This window comes from Rheinheimera sp. A13L (assembly GCF_000217935.1).
Lineage (GTDB): Bacteria > Pseudomonadota > Gammaproteobacteria > Enterobacterales > Alteromonadaceae > Pararheinheimera.
The window spans coordinates 138241-149848 of sequence record NZ_AFHI01000001.1 but is presented as its reverse complement, the minus strand read 5'-3'; the positions used below and the strand labels follow the sequence as shown (position 1 = coordinate 149848).

At 48.4% G+C, this 11608-nt stretch carries 7 protein-coding genes; all 7 read left to right on the top strand.

Annotated elements, in window-relative coordinates:
* Positions 1 to 25: 25 nt before the first annotated feature.
* The 7 genes from RHEIN_RS00610 to RHEIN_RS00580 all read left to right on the top strand — a co-directional run bounded on the left by RHEIN_RS00610 (position 26) and on the right by RHEIN_RS00580 (position 11585).
* Complete coding sequence (locus RHEIN_RS00610) at positions 26 to 1927, top strand: patatin-like phospholipase family protein (protein WP_008897021.1); 1902 nt, start codon at positions 26 to 28, stop codon at positions 1925 to 1927.
* Positions 1928 to 2013: 86 nt separating this feature from the next.
* Positions 2014 to 3150 carry a type 1 glutamine amidotransferase domain-containing protein gene (locus RHEIN_RS00605; RefSeq protein WP_008897020.1) on the top strand — a complete coding sequence of 379 codons (1137 nt, stop codon included), beginning with the start codon at positions 2014 to 2016 and terminating at the stop codon, positions 3148 to 3150.
* A gap of 1 nt (position 3151) precedes the next feature.
* The gene (locus tag RHEIN_RS00600) at positions 3152 to 3862 is read left to right on the top strand and encodes a response regulator transcription factor (RefSeq protein WP_008897019.1); all 711 of its coding nucleotides are present in this window, start codon (positions 3152 to 3154) and stop codon (positions 3860 to 3862) included.
* Positions 3859 to 5124, top strand: a complete 1266-nt coding sequence (locus tag RHEIN_RS00595; protein WP_008897018.1) for a sensor histidine kinase — start codon at positions 3859 to 3861, stop codon at positions 5122 to 5124. The genes RHEIN_RS00600 and RHEIN_RS00595 overlap by 4 nt, the downstream gene beginning before the upstream one ends.
* A 64-nt stretch (positions 5125 to 5188) precedes the next feature.
* Positions 5189 to 6790 (top strand): amidohydrolase family protein, encoded by a 1602-nt coding sequence (locus RHEIN_RS00590; RefSeq protein ID WP_008897017.1) that lies wholly within the window; start codon positions 5189 to 5191, stop codon positions 6788 to 6790.
* Between the two features lie 67 nt (positions 6791 to 6857).
* Positions 6858 to 7376, top strand: a complete 519-nt coding sequence (locus RHEIN_RS00585; RefSeq protein ID WP_008897016.1) for a DUF6942 family protein — start codon at positions 6858 to 6860, stop codon at positions 7374 to 7376.
* 111 nt (positions 7377 to 7487) lie between these two features.
* A complete protein-coding gene (locus RHEIN_RS00580) occupies positions 7488 to 11585 on the top strand; it encodes a DEAD/DEAH box helicase (RefSeq protein WP_008897015.1) in 4098 nt (1365 codons plus the stop codon).
* Positions 11586 to 11608 lie beyond the last annotated feature (23 nt).

The window sequence follows — 11608 nt, the reverse complement described above, 5'->3', positions numbered from 1 at the left end:
CAAAATAAAGACAAGGACCAGTGTCATGCCAGATCCACTTGATATTCCCACCATTCAGACCACAGAAACTGAACCTGTTTTCCATCTGGGACTCACCATGGCCGGAGCCATTTCTGCTGGCGCTTATACGGCAGGCGTATTTGATTGTTTGATCGCCGCGCTGGAGTTGTGGCAACAAAAACGAGGGCAAGCAAATGTGCCCAAACATAAAGTGGTTATTTCAGTGATGTCGGGGGCTTCGGCTGGCAGCATAGTAGGTGCAGTAGGGGTAGCTGCGGCCGCAGACAGTAAAGCCGGGCTACAGCATGAGCAAGTGCCGCAGGTTGGGCAAGTCAGTTACACCTTACCCATGCTGTATCAAGCCTGGGTTAGTTTGCCGGCATTTTTATCAGAAACTCAGCAGGCTTTGTTGGGCCTTGACGATTTAATGGCTAAAGCTCCTTTAGTGTCAGTACTGAATTCAGCTGCATTGGCTGATATTGTGGAGAAGTGTTTTGCCAATTATCAAAAAACGGCTGAGCTGAAAGCTTATTTCAGTACCTCGCTGCATTTGTTTTTTACCCACTCTAATTTGCGTGGTGTGGGTTATTCGGTACCTTTTACCACAGGTGGTCAACTCAAAACGGGTTATGCTATGACAAATCATGCCGACCGCACACACTTTGTTGTTACCGACCTGGGGTCTGCTGATGTGACTAGTGCATGGGCTGATCCTGACCCTGCCATTTTAATGCAATTGCAGGGCTTACAAACTGAAAAAATAACGGCCAAAGCTATCCTTGATCCTCGTGAGGACTATAAAGCCGGTCCCTGGACCAAATTCGCCGGTGCGGCTTTGGCATCAGGCTCTTTTCCAGTGGCCTTGGCTGCCCGTTATGTCAGCGTCAATACCTTAGGGCATTATGTAGCCCGACAGTGGCCTTTACAGTTTCCCGATTCGTACAGGGCAAAGTATAACTTTCGTTTATTGCCACGGCTGTCATCGCAGGTGATCAGCCCGGAAAAACTGACAGAGCTTTTTACTGAAAAAAATACCGCCATTCTGATGACCGATCCGGCCGCTGCTGTCACTTTGCCTTACACAGCGGTAGACGGCGGTATGTTTAATAACGAACCTTTTGAATTAACCCGCTTTAGTTTGATGAAAAACCCACCAAAGCCAAACCCAAGAGATGAAGAGTCAGCGGCTTTAGTCGACAGGGCTGTCGTAATGATTGACCCTTTCCCACCACAAGATTCACAAGTAGTGAAAAAGCCGGTAAATAATGCGTCCAACGAAACTTTTGCTGATGCTTTGCTACTGAACGTTATAAAGGCGTTAATCCCTGCTTTTCTGAATCAATCCAGATGTAAATTTGATGAACTGGTGGCCGCTTATGACGAGCAGGTGTATAGCCGTTATCTGATTTCTCCTTCGCGGAAAAATGCCGCTGAACAAGCTGAAGAGCATGCTTTGGCGTCAGGTTTAGTTGGCGGTTTTGGCGGTTTTCTGGCAGAGGCCTTTCGCGCTCATGATTATCAGTTGGGACGGCTGAATTGCTATAAATTTTTAAAACATCACTTTAGTTTGCCTGCAGATTACGAGGTGGTTCGTCAGGGGTACGCTCAATGCGGCGGAGATGGGTTTTACACTGATTCAACCGAAAAAGAACTGCAAATTATCCCCATCTTTAGTGACTTTCCTGAACCCAGGCAGCCAGATTGGCCTTTAGCTGGATCGACTGAACTCAATGCGCTGGTTGATGCTGCTGCAAAACGGGCTGATTTGCTGGTGCCCGCTTTAATAAAGGAGTCAGAACCCAAATTTTTCATGAAACTGGCCGCAACACTCATCTGGAAACTATGGGGTAAGAAAAAGTTAAAAACAGCTCTGTATAAGCTGCTGGAAACCGATCTGAAAGAGAGAAAGCAGTGGAGATCGTCTTAATCAGGTGGATTGGCAAAGCTTTGACGCCCTTTTCACTTTTGTTTTGTCAGGCTACTGAAAATGCTGTGACAACGGAGTAACAAAAGATGAAATCAACTTTATGTAAAAAGGCCGGGCTTTGGCTGCTGACTGTTATGTTGCTATTGGGTGTTGGTGTCTGCAATGGTGCCGTTCAGGCTCAAGAGCCTGTGCTGAAACCTAAAGTGTTATTAGTAGCCAGCAGCTATGGCGTGGCTGATGACCCGAAAAAGCCAGGGTTGGAGTTTGATGAATATGCCATGGCTTATCAGCTGCTCAGCCCACAAGTGCAGCTTGAACTGGCCAGCCCCAAAGGCGGTAAAGTAGAGGTTGGGAAGTACAACAAGACGAAGCCTTATAACGCTGTAGTTTTAGCCACCCCTGCAGCTATGCAGTTGCTAATCAGTAGTAAAAAACTAAGTGAAGTTAAAGCTGAAGACTATCAGGCTGTGCTGGTGCTGGGAGGCAAAGGCGCCATGTTTGATTTAGCCGATCATCAGCCTTTACAGCAATTACTGGCGGATATGGCGGAGCAGCAGAAGGTGATAGCTGCCGTGTGTCATGGTCCTGCGGCTTTAATTCATGTGAAAAACAAAGATGGTTCGCTGTTGCTGCAAGGCAAAAAAGTAGCGGGTTTCAGCAATCAGGAAGAACGCATGTTTGCCAAAGAAATGCTGCCGCTTTATCCGTTTTTGTTGCAGGATGGCTTAACCAAAGCCGGAGCTTTATATCAACAAACTGGCCCTATGCTGCCGTTCACTGTGCAGGATGGCACACTGATCACTGGTCAGAACCCCTACTCAACTCCGGCTCTGATTGATGCGATCTTAGCTCAGTTAGAATTGAAAGCGGCTCAACGTCAGGCTTATCCGGATGAACGGGCTGTTCGTTTAATTCAGCAGTTTTTAGCAGGTCAGCCTGTGCCACAACCACTGGATGAAAAGCGGGTAGATATTCCGTTGATGGCGGCTTGGGGTTATTACTCTCTGCAATTTGCCAAAGACGGATCAGAGCGTCAGCAAGCGGTGCAAGTGATGGAGATGGTCAGTGGCCGCTTTACCGATCCGCAGTTCTTGATGGCTTTAGCACAAGGCCAGCTGCAACTGGGCAATACAAGTCGCGCTGTTGAACTGGCAAAAGCTGTGTTAAAACAACAACCAGACTCCAAAGCAGCAGAAGAGTTGCTGGGTAAAGTGAAGGGATAAGTTGAAAAACCATAACCAACCAGGCCTGCGTATTCTGCTGGTGGAAGATCAGCAGGCGCTGGCCTGCAATATCATCGATTACTTAACCGCAGCAGGGCACCAGCTGGATTATGCCGCCACTGGCGCTTTGGCCTTGCAGCTGGCGAAACAGCATAGCTACGACTTAGTGCTGCTGGATCTGATGTTGCCGGATATGGATGGCAGGCAGCTGTGTGCGCAGTTACGGCAGTTGTGGCTAAAAGCCGTACCCGTGCTGATGCTGACCGCTTTGGATAGTCTGGATGATAAGTTACAGGGTTTTGCTGCCGGTGCTGACGATTACCTGACCAAGCCTTTTGAGCTGGCCGAATTGGCAGTGCGTTGTATGGCTTTAAGCCGTCGTCATTTATTGAGCGTCGACCCGCAATTACAGCTTGGGCCTTTAGTGATAAACAGATCGCAACAACAAGCCAGTCGTGCAGGGCTGCATCTGGATTTACATCCGTTGGGTTACCGTATTTTAGTGGTGCTGGCTGAAGCTTATCCGGCTTTGGTCAGCCGCTCTGACTTAAGTTATCAATTATGGGCTGACGAGCCGCCAGACTCTGATGCACTGCGGGCTCATATCTACCTGCTGCGTCAGCAACTGGATAAACCTTTTGCAGACAGTATGTTGCATACAGTCTATGGCATAGGTTTTAAGCTGGTAGTGCCGCAGGGTTCTCGCCCATGAATAAACCTGCCCGTAGTTTAGGCCAGCGTATTATTTGGGCTTTTGTTATTCTGGCGCTGCTTTGTGCCTCTTTATTCAGCTTTTTTAATGTGGTTTTTGTTTATACGGTGGAAGACCAGTTTTTTCGTCATCAGCTGCTGGACGAACAAAAGCGCCAACTGCAACAGCCGCATTTATCAGCACCACAATCTCCTGCTATTCAAATTTACCTTCAGACTAAGGATTTACCAGCAGACCTGCTGCAGGTGCTTGAACCCGCCACTCAACGCACTGAATACAGTGGTTTGGATGGTCGGCATTACCACTTCCGTCGTTTTGTTCATCCAGCGGCAAAAGAGCCGGTCTGGTTGGTGGCGGAAGTCAGTCAGCAACTGGTAGTGCGGCCTATTCGTGATGAAATGTTTTTATTTTACGGCATCAGCACTTTAGTGATGTTACTGCTGGCCGCTGCTTTGGGCTTTGCTTTGGCTCGCCGGGCAACCCGGCCTTTAACTCAACTGGCAGAGCTGGTGCAAAACGATCAGTTGAGTCCGGGTTTTGCAAAAGCATTTCCAAATAATGAAATAGGCGTATTGGCAGAAGCTTTAGAGCAAAACTGGCAAAGAGTGCAGGCATTTATTGCACGGGAACAAGCCTTTAGCCGCGATGCCAGCCACGAATTGCGTACCCCACTGGCAGTGATCCAAAGCAGTTGTGAGTTGCTATTGGCGCAGCTTTCAACACAAGCCTCAACACAAGTATGGCCAGCAGAGCAGCAACAACGCTTAGAACAAATTCAGCACAGCAGCAGGCAAATGAACCAACTGATCAGCACCTTGCTTGCTGTGTCACGCGAGCAGCATCTGGGGCAAACGGAAAACATCAAACTGGCGGCTTTGCTGGAGCAACTGGTACTGAATTTATCGCCTTTGCTGGACGGTAAAAGCATAGAACTGGAGCTGCAAGTGGAACCTGATCTACAACTGCAACTAAACCCTGTACTGCTACAAATGGTACTAACCAACTTACTGCAAAATGCTTTTTTGCATAGCGCTCCCGGAATTATTCAAATCAGTGCCGACAGACATGGCTTGTCGATCCGCAACCCGCTGCAAGCCGAAGATGCGCCCACTGAGTTAACCGCCTTATTTGCCAAAGGCCGCCAAAGCAGTGGTTATGGTTTGGGGCTTGGCATAGTGCAGCGGCTTTGTCAGCAAGCCGGGTTAGAGCTTCAGTTAAACCGCTCAGAGCAACAACTGACAGTAAGGCTAATCTGGCCCTGAGTTTGACATTCATTTCACTTTTGCTCCGGTACTCTGTTGATTATCTAAGTACTGGAGTTTTCTTATGTATCGACTATTTTATCTGCTAAAAAAAACTGCATTTACCTTGTTCGCTGTGCTGTTATTGTGCTCCCTGGTATTGGTTGGCTGTGTCAACTGGCCTTTGCCGGAAGCACCAGGTCCCGCCAGTAGTGGCCCTTTGCTGCTGGATAATGTCAGTATTGTAGATGTAGAAACAGGCCAAATTCATCCACATCAGGCGGTGTGGGTTGATCAGGGCCGTATTAGCAAAATTACGGCTTCTGATGGTATATCAACAGAAAGCGGCTCAGCAGTTCGCACTGAGCTGATGGCCGATGGGCGGCTTAAAGTGCATGCAGCAGGGCGTTTTTTAATGCCAGGCCTGACCGATATGCATACCCATTCCTTACAGATTTCTCCTCAACTACATCATCCGCTGTGGATAGCTGCCGGGGTCACTGCAGTGCGGGATTTATCAGGCTGTATGCTGGAGCCCGATAGTTTTCAGGCCTGTACCGCCGACAGAAAGCTCTGGCAGCAACAAGTGATAGCAGGACACAGAACCAGCCCAAACTATTGGTTACACAGCAGTTATCAGCTCAATGGTGGCCCGGAAGTACCAGCTGACTATCCGGCATTTTTTAAGCTGCAATCGGCTACCGATGCCAAAGCTTTGGTGGCGCATTATCAGGCGCAAGGCACTGATTTTATAAAAGTGTATGAACAACTTAGTGTTCAGCAATACCAGTGGTTAGTTGCTGCAGCCAAAGATGCTGATATGGCGTTGGCAGGGCATCAACCCTGGTTGGTGCCTTTTCAGCAGATGTTAGATGCAAATCAAGGTAGCGTAGAGCATGGCCGAATCTTTATTTTTGAATGTGCCGATGCCATTAAAGCCTATAAACAACAGCCACTCACCCGGAGTTTTCAGCCAGATCAATGGCGTGAGCTGCTGCAAAGCCAAAACCCAGTGTTGTGCCAGCAACTGATGCAACAAATGGCGTTATCCTCCACCTGGTGGAGCCCTACCTTATTAACCCTGCAGTTGGGCGCCAAAGCCGGTGATACCGAATTTCGTCAGGACAGCAGACTAAAATATGTGCCTTATCTGCTGCAGCTGTTATGGCAGGGCGACGCCGATTCTATGCTGAAAAGATCCTATGATCACAATGATCTGAATGTGCATATCGAGTTGCTGGCGTTGGCACAGCAGCAATTAAAACAAGCACATCAGGCTGGTGTGAAAATTCTGGCAGGCACAGATACCCCAGACTCTTTTGTCTTTGCAGGCTCAGGCTTACATGACGAGCTGGCGTTGTATCAGCAGGCAGGTTTAACCCCTTTAGAAGTGATTCAAACCGCTACTATTAATCCCGCTATTTTTGCTGGTGTCGCAGCAGAAACAGGTTCAATTGCTGTGGGTAAAACTGCCGATTTGATATTGCTGGATCATAACCCTCTGCTGGATTTAGCCAGTATGCGTGAACCTGAAGCCGTAGTGCTGGCAGGGCACTGGTATCCAAAGATTTTGCTACAACAACTACAGCTTTTTGCTGAAGATCAGGCAAACAGCTTCAGGCTGAATCTGCATTTGTTATGGGATGCGCTGATGAGTGCGCCTATGCGACAGCAGTTTGCGGACTAAGCTGTAGCAGGTAATCACCACAAAAATCCGTTACCATAACGCCAGTTTTTGCGGATGAGACAACACTGTGATTGGATTAGGGGATCAAAACGCCAGCTTTCGGGTTTATGTAGAAAACAGACCCAAAATGCCACAGTACCAACAGCTATTTGACTGCGAAGCTTTGCAAGCAGGCGATATAGACCTGATTTATCAGCACTGTGGCAATGGCTGGCGCAAGCTGTTTAATGTGTATGCCAAACTGCTATGCGTTTTAGATCCAAAGCTATTTACCTTTCAGACTCAGGCAGCTAGTTGGCAGCAGTATCGTGACCGTTTTTTGCTGCAAAAAGCTTCAGATACAGCCCTGTTATTTGATATGCCGCAGCTAAACCCAAACAGCGGCATCATTCACTTAATTGCTGGCCGCACCCATGCTAAGCAACTGATTGAGCGAGGTTTAGGCTGTCAGTTGCATTGGCTGAATGAAGAGTTTGCGATAGACCCAACTAACAAAGTACTGGTTACACCTTATTTTGATTACCGCCAGCTGAGTAATGAGAAGATTGAGTTCACGGCCGGATTGCTAAGTTCATTGCGAATATAAGCAGCTTGTTGTCATAAAAGGCTAAATTTCTGCTGGGTAACGACACTGTACCCACGTTATGATGATGCATCACTTTTTGCCATGACTTCTTTAAATACTCAGGATTGTTGTATGAGCTCTACTGTTGCCTTGCCTACTGATTTAGTCCCTGCCGAATTGGCTGTGTTGGCTGTTACAGCCTTGTGGGACAACTACATCAGCCAAACCCAGTTACTGCAAATCCTGGTGTTAAGTGGCATTAAGGCTCAGGATGGTATGGCTTTTTCGCAGCCTAAATTAAAAATGCTGCTAAACCAGCTGCAGCACCGGCATTTGATAATGCAGCCCGAAGGCCGGGGTTATGCGCTAAACGACTTAAAAGTGCCTGACTTGCGATGGCTAATCATTCAGCAATTGGATCAGCAACATCAGTTGCAGCTGTTTATCCAGAGTACCAGGCAATATTTGACGAAATTAGGTGAATACCGCAGTTGGGGTTTTCATGCCGCAGCTTTTTGCAGACGGGAGATATTTTTTGCGGCTCTGACGGGCAATCAGCAAGACTTGCTGTACTGGCAGGAGAAATACCGTAGTAGTGACCATTCCGATCCAGAGACTGTGGCGGCCCAGTTTTTTCAAGATCCCATTGGTGCCGGATTTTTTGCCCGCATCGACCCTATAGTGCAGCAAATGCTGCTGCATGAAGAATTGGCACAAAACAACCTGTTTCTGACCGATTGCTCTGTTTTGTATCAATACTGCTGCGCTTTGCAGGACTCCTCTCGTGGTCATGTGGCTCTCATTGCTCCGCATTTAGCCATTCAGGCTTTGCTGCGGGGCGACTTTGTCCGGGTCATGTTGTTGCTGAATATGCACCCAGACTTATGTCTGCCTGCCCGTTTTGCCATGGCTGCTATGGAAGGCAACTTTGATGCGGCCATGCTGATTGCTGAACAGCATCTGAAAAATATAAAAAAACAAACCGGCAAACGAAAAATTTTTATGCAGGGCTTTTCCGGCTTGATGTATTTGTTGCTATTGCTGGGTAAAAACTCTGCTGAAAGTATCAAATTGGCCCGCGAGCATCTTGGCCTCGGCGTACAGGATGGTTATTACCTGAGTTACCCACTGTTGTCGCCTTTGGTTGAGCATCTGGCCACTGGCACTGCGCTGTTGCCAGCAGAAGAAGCGCCTTATCATTTGCTGCAATTTGATATGGATATGTTATTTACTGCCTATGGTTTGTATTGGCGGGATGCGCCAGCCACCGAAATACTGAAAGAGCATTTAATGCAGATGCGGCAGCAGATGCAAGATTATGGTTACCTTTGGGTGGTGGCTGAACTGGATCAACTTCTAGGGCGCCAGTTTGATGCTGGGCTACTGCTCTCTGGCTGGCACCATAAGCATAAGATGGTGCCGTTAGCCGACGCCATGAAGCGGGAAGAAAGCTGGGTGGTGGCTTTAAAAGCCTTGATGCAGATGAACCCTAATACAGCGACTGTGGCTAAAGGCAAAGAAGAACGTATTGCCTGGTGTTTCACTGAAACAGCGCAGAGCCTGAGAATTGAACCTAAAGAACAAAAGCTGAGTGCGGCCGGTCGCTGGAGTAAAGGCAAACCTATTGCCCTAAAGCGCCTGATGCGGGAGCAGGAAAGCGTATCAGCTTTAACTCCTCAGGATAAACAAGTGGCGGCCTGTATCCGGCGTTATGAGCAATATTACGGCGGCAGCACTTATGAGCTGGATATGGCTTCAGCTTTAGTAGCCTTAATTGGCCATCCGGCTTTGTGCTGGGCTGATGCTCCTGATAGCAAACTGGAAGTTGCCAAAGGCGAAGTGGTGCTGCAGTTAAAAGAAAAAGCCGGACAAATCAATTTGCAGCTGGAACCTAAGGTCCGTTCCGATCAATCCGTGGTTTGGCGTAAAGAAACTCCGACTAAAATTACCGTTTACAGTCTGACACCTGCGGTTAAACAAGTGGCGGCTATAGTGGCGAACGGTTTAAAAGTACCAGTGAAAGCAAAGGCTCAACTGGTAGAGGCTATTTCGGCTATAGCACCAGTGTTGAGCGTGCACTCTGATTTACCCGAGCTTTCAGCGACTTTACCGGAAGTGTCAGCCGACAGTTGTTTATACGCCCATTTATTGCCCTACAGTCAGGGGTTACGGCTGCAAATCTCAGTGCGGCCTCTGGCCGATGGCAGTTGGTTTACGCCGGGCAAAGGCAGTGCCACTTTGGTGGGCGAACAAAAGGGCAAAGCAGTACAAACCAGTCGCAACTTAAAGCAGGAAAAAGCCAGTCATAAGAAATTACTGCAAGCTTGCCCTGCTATTGAAGTGGCAGAGCAGGAAGGTGAACAGTGGTTATTTGCCGAACCAGAACATAGCCTCGAACTGTTGACGCAGTTAAAAGCTTTGCCTGAAACTGACCTGCAAATGGTCTGGCCCGAAGGCGAAAAATTCCGTCTTAAAGCCAGCAGAACCCTGAAAGAATTCAGCTTAAGCATTAAAAAACAAGGCGACTGGTTTATTGCCGATGGTGAAATTCAGCTGGATGACAATAAAGTCATAGCCTTGAAAGAACTGCTGCAAATGGTGGCCACCACATCAGGGCGTTTTTTGAAGTTGTCTGACACCGACTATCTGGCCTTAACAGAAAGTTTGCGTAAACGCCTGGCTGAACTTGGGGCTTTAGGTGAACAAAGCAAAACCGGTTTACGTTTTAATCACCTGACTTTGCCGGCTTTAAGTGAACTGACCGCTGAAGTGGGCCAACTGAAAACTGACAAAGCCTGGAAAGAGCAACTGCAAAAGTTTGAAGCTTTGGCCGATTTTGAGCCTGCATTGCCTTCTACCTTGCAAACTGAATTACGGGATTATCAGTTGCAAGGTTATCAGTGGCTGGCGCGATTAGCTCAGTGGGGTGTAGGCGCTTGTCTGGCTGACGATATGGGTTTGGGCAAAACAGTACAAACCCTGGCCTTATTGTTACAACGGGCGCCACAAGGCCCGGCTTTAGTGGTGGCTCCGGTTTCTGTGGCGATGAACTGGCAGGCTGAAGTATTACGTTTTGCACCAACGCTGAATGTGCGGCTGTATCAGCAAAACCGATCACTTGAAAACCTGGGGGCTTTTGATCTGGTGATCGCCAGTTATGGCATGTTGCAGTCGGACTCTGAGCTGTTTCAGGCGCAGCTTTGGCATACGCTGGTGCTGGATGAAGCTCAGGCGATAAAAAACGAACAAACCAAACGCAGTCAGGCCGCTATGGCGTTGCAGGCCGATTTTCGCATGATAGCCACAGGCACACCGGTGGAAAACCACTTAGGCGAATTATGGAATTTATTCCGTTTTATCAACCCAGGCTTGTTGGGCTCTAAAGATCAGTTTAACCAGCGTTTTAGCAGTCCTATAGAAAATGGCGACAAAGCGGCGCGGTTACATCTGAAAAAACTAATCCAGCCTTTTATCTTACGCCGCACCAAAACCCAGGTGCTGAGCGAACTACCGTCCCGCACTGAAATTACTCTGCAGGTGGAGTTAAGCGACGACGAGCGGCATTATTACGAAGCGCTGCGCCAGCAAGCTATTGAAAATGTAGAACTGGTGGCGGCTGATAAAGGCAAAGCCATGCAGGTGTTGGCGGAGATTACTAAACTGCGGCGTTTTTGTTGCCATCCGCAATTGGTAGCACCTAACAGCGGCATGACAGGCAGCAAGCTGGCAGTATTTATTGACACAGTGGAAGAGCTGTTAGATAACAAACATAAAGTGCTGGTGTTCAGCCAGTTTGTTGATCACCTGGCGATAGTACGCACTGTGCTTGAGCAAAAACAGATCAGTTACCAGTATCTGGATGGCAGTACCCCGGCGCTGGAGCGTAAAAAGCGGGTAGACGCCTTTCAGGCTGGCGAAGGCGAAGTGTTTTTAATCAGCCTGAAAGCCGGTGGTACAGGCTTAAACCTGACGGCGGCTGACTATGTGATCCATCTGGATCCATGGTGGAACCCGGCAGTGGAAGATCAGGCCTCAGACCGCGCCCACCGTATGGGCCAAACCCGGCCTGTCACTATTTATCGGTTAGTCACGCAAAATACCATCGAAGAGAAAATTATCGCCCTACATAGCCAGAAACGTGATTTAGCCGACAGCCTGCTGGAAGGCGGCGATGTAGCGGCACGACTGGATACAGCAGCGCTGCTGAAGTTGTTGAAAGAACTGGATTGATGCCTCAATAGCTGGAGTATGTC